The following is a 17,244-nucleotide window of genomic DNA, read 5'->3' as shown; positions in this document are numbered from 1 at the left end:
GTCCGGTGTGGACTCCGTTACCAGGGTAGTCACCCGGTGCCCGGAGAGCGCCATTTTCCGAGGGCCTGAAAATGAGCGGCCCCGGAAACGACGCTGCCGCAGGTGCACGTGATGCGCGCCTGCGGCAGCGGTGGTGCGGCAGCGGTCAGTGCGCCCGGTTGACCGCCGAGACGACGGCGCGCAGCGACGCGGTGGTGATCGACGTCGCGATGCCGACACCCCAGACCACGGTGTTCCGCCCGTCGGGAGCGGTCACCGCGCACTCGACGTACGCGGCCGCCTGGGCGTCGTCGCCCGCCGACATGGCGTGCTCCGAGTAGTCGAGGACGCGCACGTCGAAGTCGATCGTGGCGAGCGCGTCGACGAACGCGGCGAGCGGGCCGTTGCCCGAACCCGAGATCTCGTGCTCCTTGCCGTCGACCTTCACCGTCGCGGTGATGGAGTCGGTGCCGCCGTCCTCCTCGGCCGCGGTGACCTTCTGCTTCATCCGCTCGAGCGGCGTGATCGGAGCCAGGTACTCCTCGTGGAAAACGTCCCACATCTCCTTGGGCGACACCTCGCCGCCCTCGCCGTCGGTGATCCGCTGGACGGCCTGCGAGAACTCGATCTGCAGGCGACGCGGCAGCACCAGCCCGTGATCGGCCTTCATGATGTACGCGACGCCGCCCTTGCCGGACTGCGAGTTCACGCGGATCACGGCCTCGTACGTGCGGCCCACGTCCTTCGGGTCGATCGGCAGGTAGGGGACCGCCCACAGGATGTCGTCGACGTCCGCGTCCTGCGAGTCGGCGTCGAACTTCATCGCGTCGAGACCCTTGTTGATCGCGTCCTGGTGGCTGCCGGAGAACGCGGTGTACACGAGGTCGCCGCCGTACGGGTGGCGCTCGTGGACGGGCAGCTGGTTGCAGTACTCGACGGTGCGGCGGATCTCGTCGATGTTCGAGAAGTCGATCTGCGGGTCGACGCCCCGGGTGAACATGTTGAGTCCGAGCGTGACCAGGCAGACGTTGCCGGTGCGCTCGCCGTTACCGAACAGGCAGCCCTCGATGCGGTCGGCCCCGGCCTGGTAACCCAGTTCGGCGGCGGCCACGCCGGTGCCGCGGTCGTTGTGCGGGTGCAGCGACAGGATGACCGAGTCGCGGCGGGCCAGGTTGCGGTGCATCCACTCGATGGAGTCGGCGTACACGTTCGGCGTCGCCATCTCCACGGTGGCGGGCAGGTTCAGGATCACCGGGTTCTGCGGCGTCGGCTGCAGCACCTCGGTGACGGCGTCGCACACCTCCTTGGCGTACTCGAGTTCCGTGCCGGTGTACGACTCGGGGGAGTACTCCCAGCGCCACTGCGTGTCCGGGTACTTCTTCGCCTCTTCGAGGGCCAGGGTCGCCGCGTCCGTCGCGATCTTCTTGATCACCTCGCGGTCGGCCTTGAACACCACCCGGCGCTGCAGGACGGACGTCGAATTGTAGAAGTGGACGATCACCTTGTTCGCGCCCTCACAGGCCTCGAACGTGCGCTTGATCAGCTCCGGCCGGGACTGCGTGAGCACCTGAATGGTGACGTCGTCCGGAATCGCGCCGTCTTCGATGATCTCGCGGACGAAGTCGAAATCCGTCTGGCTCGCCGACGGGAAGCCGACCTCGATCTCCTTGTACCCCATCCGCACCAGCAGTTCGAACATGCGGCGCTTGCGGGCGGGGCTCATCGGGTCGATCAGTGCCTGGTTGCCGTCACGGAGATCGACGGCGCACCACTGCGGGGCGCGGTCGATGATCTTGTCGGGCCACGTGCGATCCGGCAGCGACACCGGCTCCACTTCCTCGGAGAAGGAGCGGTAGCGGAACGTCGGCATCGACGAATTCTTCTGCGTGTTCCATTCCGGCTGATCGGAGGGAGCAGGCTTGGAAGGCGGCGTGATGGTGCGCGTTCCGGAGGTAAAGGCGTCAGCGGGGGACATGGGATTGATCTCCAGGTTCGATGTGGACTTTCTGAGTCCAACGGCTGTGTCGACCGGCGCACGCGAAACCCCGCGACGGGAAGCCAGTCTGGATCAGACCCCGTCGCGGCAACCAAGGAGGAGTGCGCGCTGCATACTCAGACTGTACTCCGGGCACCATCGTTCGCGTGCCGGGGTTCGAAGTCCGAGTGAGGAGAGAGCGGTGGGCCGCAGCGCGACGGTGGTATCACCGCTGGTGGCCGCCACTTTTGCGATGCTGCTGGTGTCGTGTTCCGGCGTCGTCGCGGGGGCGCCGAGCGTCACCCGGACAGGCGAGCCGATCTACGGCCTGCCGGTCAGCGAGCACACCCGCGCGGAGTTGGCCGTCGCCGCCGCGGCCCGCGACCTCGCCCCGTGCGGTCTGCTCGACCGAGATCTGATCGCCTCGTTCGGGCAGGTCACCGCGTACGGGCCCGTCGGCGACCTGTCGACCTGCCACGCCGAACTGGTGCCTGCCCGCGGCACACCCGCCAACCCCGTCTGGGTCGAGGTGACGGTGGGTGAACGCGAACCCACGGAGCGCACCGGTGCGGGGGAGGCGACGTCGGGAATCGAGGTGCGTCCCGCGGCCGGCGCACTCCCGGGCACGTGCACCCTCTACTTCTCGCTGCCGCCGGTCCCGGGCGCGGCAGACGCGCCGGGGCGCTGGGGGCACGTGTCGTACCTCGACGGGGCAGGCGGGACGGGCGACTCCGCGGCGGGCGACGACTGCGCGGAGGCGCGCACGGTACTCGCATCGGTCGTGGGCAGGCTGGGGTCCCCGGTGTCTTGGCCGTCGGATATTCCTCTCGCGCAACAGGATCCGTGCCGGGTGGTCGAGCAGCTGTCCGGACGGGGCGTCGAGGCGTTCACCCCCGGCAGCCGCCCCTACGAATGTCTCCTGACACTCCGCGGCGGCGCCGAGGCGTCCGTGCAGCTGGCGCTGTCGCCGGAACCGTCGCAGGCCGGCGGACCCGAAACGGTCGAACTCGACGACAAGCCGTTCACCTACTTCCGGGACGCGATCGAATGCCACTACTACTTCTATCCGGGGGAAGTGTTCGACACGAACGTGCCGTCGAGCCCGATGAGCGAACGGGACAAAATCGGCAACCGGCTGACGGCGTCCGTCGCGGCGTCCGCACCTAGCTGCGACGACGCGGAAACGCTGGTGCTCGCCGCGACCGAAGTGTTCGACTACTGAGATGAACACACAGGTCGATGTCGCCCGGGCCTATCTGGACGCGTTGCTCAGCCACGACGGCAACTCGGTGCCCATCGAACCCCGGGCCGTGCGGTACGAGATGGGGCTGAAGACGGCATTCTCCGGAAATCACCTGCGCCGAAGCCTGTCCGGCGGCCCCCAGTACCGGGTGATCCGGTCGATCCGCGACTGCGTGTGGACGGTCGACGGCGACGACGTCACCGTCGACTACCTCCTGGACGCCGGACTCCTCGGCCGCACCCTCGCGACGGTCCGGGTGGTCGAGACGTTCCGGATCCCGCCACACGACCTGCGCATCCACCGCATCGACGCGAAGATCCGGCGACCCTGACGGGTCGCCCCCTGAGCGGTTGTCGCGCTGGGACTTCCGGTACGTGAGTGGCAAAGTGTGCTCGCGCGCGCTTTGCCGCTCACGTACCCGTCAGGCGAGCGTCTCGTGCGCTGCGGGAACGGAACCCAGGCGACCGGCCTGGAAGTCCTCGAACGCCTGCAGCACCTCGGCCTTGGTGTTCATGACGAACGGTCCGGCCATCGCGACGGGCTCGCGGATCGGCTTGCCGCCGAGGACGAACACCTCGAACGACTTGGTCCGCGAATCCTGCGTGTCGGCCGCGGCGATCGTCAGGGTGTCACCGCGTCCGAAGACGGCCGTCTGACCCATGCGGATCGGACGGCGCTCCGACCCGACGAGCCCCTCGCCCGCGAGGACGTAGGCGAGCGCGTTGAACTCGGGGTTCCACGGCAGCGTCAGGCTCGCGCCCGGCGCGACCGTCGCGTGGACGAGGCTGATCGGCGTGTAGGTGGAACCGGGACCGTGGTGACCGTCCACGTCGCCGGCGATCACGCGAACGAGAGCGCCGCCGTCGGACGAGGACAGCAGGGCCACCTTCGCGCCGGTGATGTCCTGGTAGCGGGGTGCGGCCATCTTGTTGTCGCGCGGCAGGTTCACCCACAGTTGGACGCCGTGGAACAGGCCACCGCTCGTCACCAGATGCTCGGGCGGGGTCTCGATGTGCAGGATGCCGCCACCCGCGGTCATCCACTGGGTGTCGCCGCCACCGATGGTTCCGCCGCCGCCGTTGGAATCCTGGTGCTCCATGATGCCGTCGATCATGTAGGTGACGGTCTCGAAGCCGCGGTGCGGATGCCACGGGGTGCCCTTGGGTTCACCGGGTGCGTAGTCGACCTCGCCCATCTGGTCCATGTGGATGAACGGGTCGAGGGCCGGCAGGTCGATGCCGGCGAACGCGCGGCGCACCGGGAACCCTTCGCCCTCGTACCCGACGGGTGCGGTGGTGAGCGAACGGACCGGGCGGTCGACGGCGCCGGGAGCAGGCGCGTCGATACGCGGCAGGGCAAGGATGTTGTCGACCGTCACGGCTGGCATGGGGTGTCTCCTCGTACTCAGGTAATTGATTGTTCAACTACTGCATGGTGTGTAACACCCGCTGCGTCCAGGTATTCCCACAGGGCGGCTCCGCCGCCCGTGCGTGGCCGGCGAGCGCAGAGACTCGTTAACCACGCACGGGCGCGGAGCGCCTAGTTGAGGACGTTCTCGTGGTCCGGGCAGTACCGCGTGATCGCGCCGATGATGTACGGGTAGACGCCGTCGTTGGTGAGCATCGGCGTCCACTCCTCACGCACCTGGTCGAGCGGTTTGCCCGCGTCGAGGGCGGTGCAGATCTCGCCGGCCTGATGGACCGCCAGGTCGTCGTCGGTGACGGTCTGGTTGTTCGCGCGCAGGTAGGCCAGATAGTCGGCGGCCGTCTGCGGGTCGTCGGCGACCGCGAACACTCGGCTGCCGGGCGCGGTGGCGGCGGTCGTCCGCGCCGCCACGGACGCCGAGGCGGACGTGGTCTCGGATGCTGCGGTGTCGGTGTCGCCACCACCGCAGGCGGTGAGGAGTGCCGCGGAGCAGACGGTGAGGGCGGTCAGAGCAAGGGTGCGGCGCATGGGGCGTGTGATTCCTTTCGAGGCCTGTGACGGCGACGATCGTATCGCCTGCGGGGCCGGTGTTCCCGGCGGCGATCACCCACGCTGTTCCCGGTCAGAGACCGCGATCGATCAGGTCCAGGATCTCCTCACTCGTTGCGGCATGAATCTTGTCGACCGCGGCGGCATGCGCGTCGTCGGACGTTCCGACCTCGGCGAGGAGGCTTCCGAGGCGGTGCGCGATGGCCGACCGCGCCTCGGCGTCGTCGCCGAGTTCGGCGATGGTGGCGCGAAGCCGGTCGACGTCGGCGAGCGCCACCGACATCGGATCCGGAACGAGTTCCGAGCGCAGGAACTCGGCGACGGCCCGCGGACTCGGGTGGTCGAACACCATGGTCGGCGGCAACCGCAGCCCTGTAGCGGCGCCGAGATGGTTGCGGAGCGCGACGGCCGCGAGTGAATCGAAGCCGAGTTCCTTGAACGCCTGGTCGGGGTCCACGGAGTCGGACGCGTCGTAGCCGAGCACGGTGGCGGCCCCGCCCCGCACGAGGTCGAGCATCAGGTGCCGCTGTTCGGGGATCGACAGGTCGGCGAGTCGCTGCGACCAGTCCGACGGCCCCGACCCCTTCGGCCCGGTCACGACCGAGTCCGATCCCGCGGCGTGGGGGCGCGACTCCCGGATCAGGCCCCGCAGCGGTGGGGGAACGTACGGTGCGGCCGAACCGGAGTGGTCGAACCGCGCGGCCGCGACGGTGGGGGCACCGGCGGCCAGCGCGCTGTCGAACAGCGCCAGGCCGTCGGCTGCGGGCATGGGAACCATCCCGCTGAGGCGGGCGCGGGCGAGGTCGATGGCACCGAGGTTGTCGGTCATGGCGCTGGGTGTCGCCCACATGCCCCACGCGATCGAGAGTCCGGGCAGCCCGAGGGCGTGCCGGTGGTGGGCGAGGGCGTCGAGGAACATGTTCGCGGCCGCATAGTTCGCCTGCCCGGGAGCGCCGAGGACGCCGGCGAGTGAGGAGAACACGACGAACGCCCGCAGGTCGCTGTCCGCGGTCAACCGGTGCAGGTGCCAGGCCGCGTCGACCTTCGGCCGCAGGACCGTGTCGAGTCGCTCGGGCGTCAGCGACGCCAGGGTGCCGTCGTCGATCACGCCTGCCGCGTGGATCACCGCCGTCAGTGGATGCTCGGACGGTATCCCCGCCAGCAACCCGGCGACCGCCGACTCGTCCGCGGTGTCGCAGGCGACGATGCTCACCTCGGCGCCCAGATCGCCCAGTTCACGGCGCAACCGGTCGCTGCCCTCGGCGCCGGGCCCGCGCCTGCTGGTCAGCAGCAGGTGTCGTACCCCGTGCTCGGTCACCAGGTGGTGGGCGACCAGAGACCCGACCGTGCCGGTGCCGCCGGTGACCAGCACCGTGCCGCCGGGATCGAACGGGGTCGGTTCGTCGACGGCGGGCATGCGCCGCAACCGCGGTGCACAGAGGGTGCCGTTCCGGGCCGCCACCTGCGGTTCCCCGCTCGCCAGTGCCGACGTGATCGCGGCCTCGGCGTCCGATGCGTCGTCGAGGTCGATCAGCACGAACCGGTCCGGGTTCTCGTTCTGGGCGGAGCCCACCAGGCCCCACACCGCCGCGGCCGCGAGGTCGGGGCGAGCGTCGTGGTCCTGCCCGTCGTCGGTGACCATGGCGTTGCGGGTCACGATCACGAGCGGGTTGTCGGCGAACGTGTCGTCGTCCTGCCACTCCTGCAGCAGTCGCAGCACCCGCGCGCACAGTTCGTGGGTCGCGTCCGGACCGTGGTCGCCGTCGGTCGCGCACCCGACCAGCACCGTCCACGGACGCCGGTCGTCTTCGTCCGGCCCGGACTCCATCGCCGTCCGCAACGCCTCCAGGTCGGGACACCCCGGGAACGTCGAACCGGTGCCCGGGTCGCCGAACCCGTCGGCGCCGAGGACGACCACCGGTCCGCGAGGCTCGGACGGCGCGACCTCCACCCGGATCCAGGCGGTCCGGTGCAGTCGCAGCGACGCCGGACGACCCCCGTCGTCCGCCCGCTGCACCACGCGCAGCGCATCGACGGTCAGCACCGGTTCACCGGCGGGGTCGACGGCGGCGACGCGGTGCCTCCCGTCGTCGCCGGGCGTGAACCGGGCGGTCACCGCGTCGGCACCGACGGTGTGCAGACGGATTCCCGACCACGTCTGGGGCCAGCCGTCCCACCCGAGGAGGGGTTCGATCGCGGCCTGCAGCAGCACCGGGTGGATGCCGAACCCACTCGTGTCGACGCCGTCCCCGAGCCGCACCTCGGTCTCGGTGTCGCCCGGATCCTGTTGCGGCACTTGGGCCGACGAGCCGGTGACGTCGTCGATTGTCGCCGACGCGTTCCGAACCCAGCTGTCCGGGCTGTCGGGGTCACCCGACTTCGACGAGACGGTGACGCTGCGGGCCCCGGTGGTGCCCGGCGGCGACACGAGCACCCGGATCGAGGCCAGCCCCGACGTCGGGAGGACGAGCGGGTGGTGCAGGGTGAGTTCGTCGATGTGGTCGAGACCGACGTGGTGGGCCGCGTGCAGGGCGAGTTCGACCGGCACCGCGGGCAGCACCGTCTTCGCCTCGCCGTGGTCGGGTACCGGGGTGTCGCCGTCGTCGACCGACGGTGACACGAGCCAGGGATCCCGGTGCAGCGACAGCTGTCCCGTGAACAGGGTCGCATCGTCGTCGAGGGTCACCGCGGCACCGAGCAGCGGATGATCGGACGGGGTCAGCCCCAGTTCGGTCGGATCGCCGGTGTTCCGGACGGCCGCCGTCGGCCAGTAGGAGCGGCGCTGGAATGCGTACGTGGGCAGGGCCACGCGGCGGCGGCCGGGCAGCACCCGATCCCAGTCGACGGTTGCGCCCTGCACGTAGGCGGCGGCGACCGCCTCGATGATCCCGTGCGCCTCGTTCTCGCGCCCGGGCAGTGTGGCGATCGTGTTTGGGACGACCTCGGCGGCGAGTGCCGCCAGGGTCGCGCCGGGACCGACCTCGACGAGGCGGGTGACGCCGAGTTCGTCGAGGGCGCGAATGCCGTCGTGGAACCGCACCGTGTGCCGGATGTGCCGGGTCCAGTACTCCGGGGACACGAGTTCCTCGGCGGCGGCGACGCGTCCGGTGACGTTGGAGACGACCGGGATCTTCGGCGGCTGCGCCGTCAGCTTGGACAGCACGGCGGTGAACTGGTCGAGGATGGGATCCATCAGGGTCGAGTGGAAGGCCCGTTCGACCCGCAGGCTCGTGGTCTTCAGTCCGGCGGCGGACAGTTCGGCGGCGACGGCGTGCACGTCGCGTTCGCCGCCGGCGAGGACGACGGATTCGGCGCCGTTGACGGCCGCGAGATCGACGCGGCCGTCGATCCGCGGCAGGATGTCCTCCTCGCGTGCCCGGACGGCGATCATCAGACCCGGTTTGGTGGACTGCATCAACCGTCCCCGGTCACCGACCAGGGCAGCCGCATCGGGCAGGCTGAAGACACCCGCGACGTGGGCCGCGGTGATCTCGCCGATCGAATGGCCGATCAGGTAGTCGGGGGTGATGCCCCACTCCCGCAGCAGCCGATACAGCGCGACCTCGATCGCGAACAGGGCCGGCTGGGTGTATTCGGTGCTGTCGAGCTTCGCGCCGTCGTCCTCGTCCCAGATGACCTGCCGTACCGGCGTTTCCACATGCTCGTCGAGGACGGAGCAGACCTCGTCCAGTGCCGTCGCGAACACCGGGTAGGTGTCGTAGAGGCCGCGGCCCATGCCGATGCGCTGCGCGCCCTGGCCGGTGAACATGAACGCCGTCTTGCCGCGGGCGCTCGTCCCGGTGACGACGTTGCCGCCGGGACGCTCCGTGACGATGCGGGCGAGGCCGTCGCGCAGGTCGTCCAGCGTTTGCCCGATCACCGCGGCGCGGTGCGTGAAACCGGATCGGGTGGTGGCCAGCGAGTAGGCGAGGTCGGCCGGGTCCGGGAGTTCGGTCTCGCTCGTGTCGAGGAATTCCGCCAACCGGGTGGCCTGCGCGCGCAGTGCGTCGCCGGTCTTCCCTGAGAGCACCCACACCAGTGGCGACGCCGACGGCGGCGAGGCCTCCGGCACCACGTCCTCGGGTGGCTGTTCGAGGATCATGTGCGAATTGGTGCCGCTGATCCCGAAGGACGACACGGCCGCCCGCCGGGGCCGCCCGGTTTCCGGCCACGCAACCGATTCGCCGAGCAGCGACACCTCGCCCGCGGTCCAGTCGACGTGCCGGGTGGGGACGTCGCCGTGCAGGCTCGGGGGCAGCACCCCGTGCCGCATCGCCATCACCATCTTGATCACGCCGGCGACGCCCGCCGCCGCCTGGGAATGGCCGATGTTCGACTTGACGGAACCGAGCCAGAGCGGCCTGCCCTCCCGGCCCTGCCCGTACGCGGCGAGCAGCGCCTGCGCCTCGATCGGGTCGCCGAGCGTCGTGCCGGTGCCGTGCGCCTCCACGGCGTCGATGTCGGTGGGGCCGAGCGCGGCGTCGGCCAGAGCCTGGCGGATGACGCGTTCCTGGGACGGCCCGTTCGGGGCGGTCAACCCGTTGGACGCCCCGTCCTGGTTGACCGCGGATCCGCGGACGATCGCCAGCACCCGGTGCCCGTTGCGCCGGGCGTCGCTGAGCCGTTCCAGCACCACCATTCCCGCGCCCTCGCTGAGCCCGGTGCCGTCGGCCCGGTCGGAGAACGGCTTGCAGCGTCCGTCCGAGGCGAGCCCGCGCTGGCGGCTGAACTCGACCAGCACACCGGGTGTGGCCATCACCGTCGCCCCGCCGGCCAGCGCCAGCGCGCATTCACCGTCGCGCAGCGCCCGCGCCGCGAGATGCATGGCCACCAGCGACGACGAGCACGCCGTGTCCACCGTGACCGCGGGACCGGTGAAGCCGAGCGTGTAGGAGATCCGGCCGGACGCCACGCTGTTGCTGGTCCCGGTCATCAGATAGCCCTCGGCGTCGACGTTGCGCTGCGCCATCAGGTGGAAGCCGTAGTCGCCGCCCATCAGCCCGACGAACACACCGGTGTCGGTGAGCCCGGGCGCGGTCGGCTGGATCCCGGCCTCTTCCAGGGCTTCCCAGGCGCTCTCGAGGAGCAGCCGGTGCTGTGGGTCCATCGCGATCGCCTCGCGCGGGCTGATTCCGAAGAATGCGGCGTCGAATTCGTCTGCGTCGTAGAGGAACCCGCCCTCCTTCATGTACGTGGTGCCGGGCCGGTTCGGGTCGGGGTCGTACACCTCGTCGAGATTCCAGCCCCGGTTGTGGGGATACGCGCCCACCGCGTTGTGGCCGTCGCGGACGAGTCGCCACAGGTCCTCCGGGCTGTACACCTTGCCCGGGTAGCGGCACGCCATCCCGACGATCACGATCGGGTCGTCGTCCCGCCGGGCCCGTGTCGGGCCTGCCGGCTGCGGAGCCGCCTCGTCCCCGAGCAGGCGGGACACCAGTTCCTGGGTGAGCGCGTCCGCGGTGGGATGGTCGAACACCACCGTCGCGGCCAGACGCACACCGGTGGCGGTCGCCAGCTGATTGCGCAGTTGCACCGCGGTCAGCGAGTCGAAACCGAGTTGCTTGAAGGCACGTTCCGGGTCGATCGCCTCCTTGCCTTCGTGACCCAGCACGGCCGCCACGTGGGTGGTGACGATGTCGAGCACCCGGCTGTGCCGCTCTCCGGGGTCCAGTGCCCGCAACTCCTCGGTCAGGCCGGTCGGGGAATCGGCGGCAGCGGCGCGGCGACGACGGACCCCGAGCACCCGGCGCAGGATCGGCGGCAGCGACTCGCCCTCGGATCGGGAGGCGCGCGTCGACAGCCGGACCGGCACGATCAACGGACGATTCACGGCGAGTGCGGCGTCGAACAGTGCCAGCCCTGCCTCCGGGCTGATGGTGTCGATGCCGTTGCGCTGCAACCTGTCCAGATCGGCCGCATTCAGATGGGACGTCATCCCGCTGGGCCGGTCCCACAGCCCCCAGGCCATGGACGTCGCGGGCAGCCCGCGGGCACGGCGGTGCTGTGCGAGTGCGTCGAGGAAGACGTTCGCCGCCGCATAGTTCGCCTGTCCCGCGCCGCCGAGCACGCCCGCCGCCGAGGAGAACAGCACGAACGCCGACAGGTCGCGGTCCCGCGTGAGGTCGTGCAGATGCCAGGCGCCGTCCACCTTGGGGCGCAGAACCGCGTGCAACTGCTCCGCGCTCAGGGTGGCGGCGGTGGCGTCCTCGAGCACGCCGGCGGCGTGGATCACGCCGGACAGGTCGGGAATGCCGGCGAGCAGCGCGGCCACCGCGTCGCGGTCGGCCACGTCGCACGAGACAGCGTCGACGTCCGTTCCCGACTCGGCGAACTCGGCCCGCAGTTCGTCTTCGGCCTCGGCGTCGAGCGCGCGCCGGCCGGTCAGCACCAGCCGCCGCACCCCGTGCTGCGCGACGAGGTGCCGGGCGATCAGCCTGCCGATGGTGCCGGTGCCGCCGGTGATCAGGACGGTGCCGTCCGGGCCGAACGTGGCGGGGCCCTCGTCGGGCGCGGCCGTCGCGGGGGTCACCGCGGCGAGCATCGGCGCCAGCAGCACCCCGTCCCGGACCGCCAGCTGAGGTTCGTTGCAGGCCAGGGCCATGGACAGCAGCGCGGGATCGGAGAGTTCACCGGCCGCCGCGTCCAGGTCGACCAGGGTGATGCGGTCCGGGTGCTCGTTCTGCACCGCGCCGATCAGCCCCCACGCGGGCGCGGCGGACACGTCGTCGACCGGGTCGTCGTCCCGGACCGCCACCGCGAGCCGCGTCGTGACCAGCAGGCGGGTCTCGGCCAGGCGATCGTCGCCGAGCCAGGACCGGACCGCCTGCAGCGTCGACTCCGCGGCGGCGTGCGACCGGGCCGGCACGTCCGCCTCGTCGCCCGGTGCGCGGTCGAGCCACAGCACGCGACCGTCCGGATCGCCGCCCGCCAGCGCCTCGTCGAGCGGCAGCAGGTCCGCCGGCGAAGTGCTGGACGCACCCACCGGCATCCACTCCACCCGGTACAGGCTGTCGCGGACCCGGGCGGCAGGCACACCCGCCTCGCCGAGCGGCCGCAGCGCCAGCGACTCGGCGGTCAACACCGGTCTGCCTGCCGCGTCGTACGCGGAGACCCGGTACCGCTCGGGCCCGGTCGTGGTGACGTGCACGCGCAGGGCGGTGGCGCCCACGGCGTGCAGTTGCACCTTGTCCCAGGCGAACGGCAGCCGGATGCCGGTGTCCGCGGCTCCGAGCGCAATCAGGTGCAGCGCCGCATCGAGTACCGCCGGATGGATCCCGTACCCCGCGACCGCGGCGGCCGGGTCCTCTCCGCTCAGCCGGACCTCGCCGTACAGGTCGTCGCCCCGGCGCCACGCCGCCTTCAGGCCCCGGAAGGCCGGGCCGTACTCGTAGCCGGCGTCGTCGAGCACGTCGTACAGGCCCCGCACGTCGATCGGCGTGACCTCCGCGGGTGGCCACTGCTGTTCGAGGGAGTCGGCGGTGTCCGCGGCGACCGTGAGCGTGCCGGTGGCATGCCGGGTCCATGGCGTGTCCGGCGCGGCATCCGCGGGCCGGGAGTGCACCGACACCGTGGATCGGCCCGCCTCGCCGTCGGCGAGCGCGCTCACCTGCAATGCCACCTCGCCCTCCGCGGGAATCACCAGGGGTGCCTCGATGGCGAGTTCCTCGAGCCGGCCGCACCCGACGCGGTTCCCCGCGTGCAGGGCGAGTTCCACGAAAGCCGTGCCCGGCAGGATGACCGTGCCGTCGACGCCGTGGTCGCTCAGCCAGGGAAGGCGTTGGGGCGACAGCAGTCCCGTGAACACGGCGCCCCGGCCGTCGCCGAGTTCGACCGACGCGGCGAGCATCGGGTGTCCGCCCGACTCCATGCCTGTGGACGCGAAATCGCCCTGCGGAACCGGGCTCTCCAGCCAGTAGCGGCGATGCTGGAAGGCGTACGTGGGGAGGTCCACCCACTGCTGCCGGTTGTCGTGCCGGGCCCAGCTCACCCGGTCCCACTCGACGTGCAGTCCGTGGACCTGCGCCTCGGCGAGCGCGGCGGTGAACTGCCGCAGCCCCGCGCGGTCGCGGCGGATGGTGCCGATGGCGCGGCCGGCGACGCCCGCCGAGTCGAGGGTTTCCTGCAACGCCACTGTGAGGACGGGGTGGCTGCACGACTCGACGAACAACCGGTACCCGTCCGCGGCCAGTGATCTCGTCGCCTGCTCGAACCGGACGGTCCGGCGCAGATTGCGGTACCAGTAGTCGGCGTCCAGCGCGGTGCCGTCCAGCACGCCACCGGTCACCGACGAGTAGAACGGAATCCGCGACCGGCGGGGGGTGATCGACGCGAGGACGTCGAGAATCGGCTCACGCAGTACGGACACGTCCGCGCAGTGCGAGGCGTATTCCACCGCGATCCGCCTGGCCTGGACGCCGTCGCTCTGCAACTGTGCGATCAGCAGGTCGAGGGCGTCGACGGGGCCGGAGATCACCGTCGCGGACGGACCGTTGATCGCCGCGACCTCGACGGCCCCGGCCCAGGGCTGAATCTTCTCCCGCACGAGGTCCGCGGGCAGCGTCACCGACGCCATCCCGCCGCCCCGCCGGGCCGACGCGCCGATCACCCGGCTGCGGGCCGCCACGACGAGCGCCGCGTCGGAAAGACTCAGCGCCCCCGAGACGTACGCGGCCGCGATCTCGCCCTGCGAATGCCCGACCACCGCCGCCGGTTCGACGCCGTGGGAACGCCACAGCCCGGCGAGCCCGACCATCATCGCGAACAGCGCCGGTTGCACCACGTCGACCCGGTCGAGCGCGGCAGGATCGCGGTCGCGCAGCACGTCCAGCAGCGAGAAGTTCGTGTACGGAGCCAGCGCTTCGGCGCACTCCCGCACGGTGTCGGCGAACACCGGTGACGTGTCCAGCAGTTCGGTGGCCATGCCCACCCACTGCGAACCCTGGCCGGGGAAGACGAACACCGGACGGTCGCCGGCCTCCAGCGCCACACCGGTGACCACGTCGGCGCTGGGCGCGCCGCGGCTGAGCGCGTCGAGGCCGTTCAGCAGGGCGTGGGGCTGTGCGCCGATCACGGCGGCGCGGTGGTCGAACGTGGCCCGGGAACCCAGCAGGGCGCCTGCCACCGCGGCCGGCGTCAGGTCGGGGTGGCCGGTGACGTACTCGCGTAACCGCTCGGCCTGCGCGCGCAGTGCGGGCTCGGTGTGTCCCGACACGAACCAGGCGACGACTTCGTCAGGTGGACGGGGTGGTTCGTCAGGTGAAGGCTCGACCGGCGGCGCCTCTTCCAGCACGACGTGGGCGTTGGTGCCGCTGATGCCGAACGACGAGACCGCGGCCCGGCGGGGACGGTCGGATTCGGGCCACTCCCGGTTCTCGGTGAGCAGCGACACCGCACCGGCGGACCAGTCGACGTGCGGGGTCGGCCGGTCCACGTGCAGAGTCTTCGGCAGGACACCGTGCCGCATCGCCATGATCATCTTGATCACCCCGGCGACGCCCGCGGCCGCCTGGGTGTGCCCGAGATTCGACTTCACCGAGCCGAGCCACAACGGACGGTCGGCGGGGCGCTCGCGGCCGTAACCGGCCAGGAGGGCGGCCGCCTCGATCGGGTCACCCAGTTTCGTGCCCGTGCCGTGCGCCTCGACCACGTCGACGTCGCCGGGTCCGAGCCCCGCATTCGCCAGTGCCTGCGCGATCACCCGCTCCTGAGCCTGCCGGTTCGGTGCGGTCAGGCCGTTGCTGGCGCCGTCCTGGTTCACCGCGCTGCCCCGGATGACGGCCAGGATCCGGCGGCCCTTGCGCTCCGCGTCGGACAGTCGCTCCAGCGCGACCATCCCCGCGCCCTCACCCCACGCGGTGCCGTCCGCCGCGGCGGAGAACGCCTTGCACCGCCCGTCGCGGGCCAGCCCGCGCTGACGGCTGAACTCCACGAACACCGCGGGGGTCGCCATGACGGTCGCTCCGCCCGCCAGCGCCAGTTCACACTCACCGCTGCGCAGCGCCTGCATGGCGAGGTGGATGGACACCAACGACGACGAGCACGCGGTGTCGACCGTGATCGCGGGTCCGTTCAGTCCGAAGCTGTACGCCACCCGGCCGGACGCGACGCTCATCGCGTTGCCGGTGATGAAGTAACCCTCCAGATCCTCGGGCGGCATGCCGCCCGCCCGCGCCGCATAGTCGATGCCGGACAGCCCGGTGAAGACGCCGACCTGCCTGCCGTGCACCGACCGCGGGTCGATGCCGGCATGCTCGAACGTCTCCCAGCTCGTCTCGAGGAGAAGCCGCTGCTGCGGATCCATCGCCAGCGCCTCGCGCGGCGAGATGCCGAAGACCTCGGGGTCGAACCCGGCGGGGTCGTCGAGGAAACTGCCCTGCACCGTGTACGTCTTACCGGCCTGCTCGGCCTTCGGGTCGTAAAGATCCGCCAGGCCCCAGCCGCGGTCCTCGGGGAACCCGGCGACGGTGTCCGAACCCGACTCGACCAGCCGCCACAGGTCCCGCGGCGATCGCACACCGCCGGGGAACCGGCAGCCCATGCCGATGACGGCGATCGGTTCGCGGCTCACGCCCTCGACCTCACGGAGCTTCTCCCGCGCCTGATAGAGGTCCGCGGTGACGCGCTTCAGATAGTCGAGAAGCTTCGCCTGATCGGCCATACGAGGTCCTATCCGAGATCCGCCATACGTAGCGCGGAAACCTCGATTGTATCCGCCGGCACAATGCGGATGGAGCGGTCCGAGCTTCGCGCCGACGACCGATCCACCTGGTCAGCTCGGCACGCCCAGGGGATACCCACCGTCGCTCCGGTGTATGCCGATTCCGGCTGTTCGGCTTCCCGGCGACCACCGCTGTCGGTAGTGTTGCGACTCCGAGCAGGATCCGTATCGAGGAGGTGAGACCCGTGTCCGTTCGTTCAGGTCGGGTGCTCTCACTTCGCGACCGCGCGGTCGTACCGACATAAGGTGACCGGGAGAGCGCCCATCGGCATTCCGAAAGGCTCTCCCATGCCAGTGTCTCTCTCCCCGTCCCTCGAGTTCGTCCTCGTCACGAGGCTGCGCGCCGCCGGTTGTGTGTTCGCCGAGGACGAGGCGCGCCTGATCGTCGCCGCCGCCCGGACGTCGGACGAACTCGCCTCGATGCTGGACCGCCGCGTCGCAGGCGTCCCGCTCGAACACGTCCTCGGCTGGGCCGAATTCTGCGGGCTCCGGATCGAGGTCGATCCGCGGGTGTTCGTGCCGCGGCGTCGCACCGCGTTCCTCGTCGAGCAGGCCGCCGCCCTCGCGTGCCCGCACGCGGTCGTGGTCGACCTGTGCTGCGGTTCGGGAGCGGTGGGCGCCGCGCTCGCCGACACCCTCGACGGCGTCGAGTTGTACGCGGTCGACATCGACCCTGCCGCGGTCCGGTGCGCGCGACGCAACCTCGCCGAACCGGCCCGGGTGTTCGAGGGCGACCTGTACGCACCGTTGCCGACCGCGCTGAGGGGACGCATCGACGTCCTGGTGGCCAACGCCCCCTACGTGCCCACCGACGCGATCAGGTTGATGCCGCCGGAGGCCCGGTTCCACGAGCCGCGGGTCTCACTGGACGGCGGCGCCGACGGACTCGACATCCAGCGGCGCGTCACCGCCGGGGCGTGCGACTGGCTCGCGCCGGGCGGCCATCTGCTGATCGAGACCAGCGAGAGTCAGGCCCCGCTTACCGCCGAGGCGTTCGCGGCGGCCGGGCTCACCACCCGGATCGAGACGTCCGGCGAGGTGGGCGCCACCGTCGTCGTCGGCGCCAATCCCAGGTGAGCGATTACCCCCAGGTGAGCGACCCCCCAGGTGATGCTCCTATGAGTGTCAACCCGGGTTTGCGGGGTTGAGGAGGGCGAAGATTTCTCGGGCGACGGCTCGCTTGAGGCAGCGGATGATGTCGCGTTTGGGCTTTTGCTTTGGGGCGAGTCGTTTGTCCCGGTAGGCGCGGGTGCGGTCGTCGTACTTGGAGTCTGGAGAGCACGATCACGTGCAGTGCCCGGTTGGCTTGCCGGTCACCGCCCCGGTTGAGGCGGTACCGGGGTCGTCTGCCCGGAC

Annotated in this window: 7 protein-coding genes and 1 pseudogene; 3 read left to right on the top strand and 5 right to left on the bottom strand. The window is 71.0% G+C overall.

Annotated features, from left to right (window positions below):
• Positions 1-145: 145 nt before the first annotated feature.
• Positions 146-1,954 (bottom strand): 2-isopropylmalate synthase, encoded by a 1,809-nt coding sequence (gene leuA / locus AC1DWT_RS25510; RefSeq protein ID WP_276137407.1) that lies wholly within the window; start codon positions 1,952-1,954, stop codon positions 146-148.
• A gap of 202 nt (positions 1,955-2,156) precedes the next feature.
• Here leuA and AC1DWT_RS25505 point away from each other — a divergent pair, with 202 nt between their 5' ends.
• Both AC1DWT_RS25505 and AC1DWT_RS25500 read left to right on the top strand, forming a co-directional pair.
• Positions 2,157-3,176 carry a hypothetical protein gene (locus AC1DWT_RS25505; RefSeq protein WP_477922700.1) on the top strand — a complete coding sequence of 340 codons (1,020 nt, stop codon included), beginning with the start codon at positions 2,157-2,159 and terminating at the stop codon, positions 3,174-3,176.
• 1 nt (position 3,177) lies between these two features.
• Positions 3,178-3,528: a DUF8021 domain-containing protein gene (locus AC1DWT_RS25500; RefSeq protein ID WP_072938185.1), complete on the top strand. Its 351-nt coding sequence runs from the start codon at positions 3,178-3,180 to the stop codon at positions 3,526-3,528.
• A 90-nt stretch (positions 3,529-3,618) separates the two neighbouring features.
• Here AC1DWT_RS25500 and AC1DWT_RS25495 read toward each other — a convergent pair whose 3' ends face one another.
• The 3 genes from AC1DWT_RS25495 to AC1DWT_RS25485 all read right to left on the bottom strand — a co-directional run bounded on the left by AC1DWT_RS25495 (position 3,619) and on the right by AC1DWT_RS25485 (position 15,828).
• Complete coding sequence (locus AC1DWT_RS25495; RefSeq protein WP_095862920.1) at positions 3,619-4,584, bottom strand: pirin family protein; 966 nt, start codon at positions 4,582-4,584, stop codon at positions 3,619-3,621.
• 152 nt (positions 4,585-4,736) lie between these two features.
• Complete coding sequence (locus AC1DWT_RS25490) at positions 4,737-5,150, bottom strand: DUF732 domain-containing protein (protein ID WP_072938179.1); 414 nt, start codon at positions 5,148-5,150, stop codon at positions 4,737-4,739.
• Positions 5,151-5,244: 94 nt separating this feature from the next.
• The gene (locus AC1DWT_RS25485) at positions 5,245-15,828 is read right to left on the bottom strand and encodes an SDR family NAD(P)-dependent oxidoreductase (protein WP_477922698.1); all 10,584 of its coding nucleotides are present in this window, start codon (positions 15,826-15,828) and stop codon (positions 5,245-5,247) included.
• Positions 15,829-16,176: 348 nt separating this feature from the next.
• On the opposite strand from AC1DWT_RS25485, the gene AC1DWT_RS25480 reads away from it, so the two are divergent.
• Complete coding sequence (locus AC1DWT_RS25480; protein WP_477922696.1) at positions 16,177-16,965, top strand: putative protein N(5)-glutamine methyltransferase; 789 nt, start codon at positions 16,177-16,179, stop codon at positions 16,963-16,965.
• Positions 16,966-17,013: 48 nt separating this feature from the next.
• Here the strand turns inward: AC1DWT_RS25480 and AC1DWT_RS25475 are convergent.
• Positions 17,014-17,244, bottom strand: a pseudogene (locus AC1DWT_RS25475) (IS110 family transposase); the annotation flags it as partial.

It is taken from the genome of Rhodococcus sp. P4_B6 (genome assembly GCF_056402215.1).
This window is presented reverse-complemented; position numbering and strand designations above follow the sequence as displayed.

What these genes read in the sequence shown, in the direction of transcription:
- AC1DWT_RS25480 (WP_477922696.1), top strand. Translation starts at nt 16,177, where the DNA reads ATGCCAGTGTCTCTCTCCCCGTCCCTCGAGTTCGTCCTCGTCACGAGG.
- AC1DWT_RS25500 (WP_072938185.1), top strand. Translation starts at nt 3,178, where the DNA reads ATGAACACACAGGTCGATGTCGCCCGGGCCTATCTGGACGCGTTGCTC.
- AC1DWT_RS25490 (WP_072938179.1), bottom strand. Translation starts at nt 5,150, where the DNA reads ATGCGCCGCACCCTTGCTCTGACCGCCCTCACCGTCTGCTCCGCGGCA.
- AC1DWT_RS25485 (WP_477922698.1), bottom strand. Translation starts at nt 15,828, where the DNA reads ATGGCCGATCAGGCGAAGCTTCTCGACTATCTGAAGCGCGTCACCGCG.
- AC1DWT_RS25495 (WP_095862920.1), bottom strand. Translation starts at nt 4,584, where the DNA reads ATGCCAGCCGTGACGGTCGACAACATCCTTGCCCTGCCGCGTATCGAC.
- leuA (WP_276137407.1), bottom strand. Translation starts at nt 1,954, where the DNA reads ATGTCCCCCGCTGACGCCTTTACCTCCGGAACGCGCACCATCACGCCG.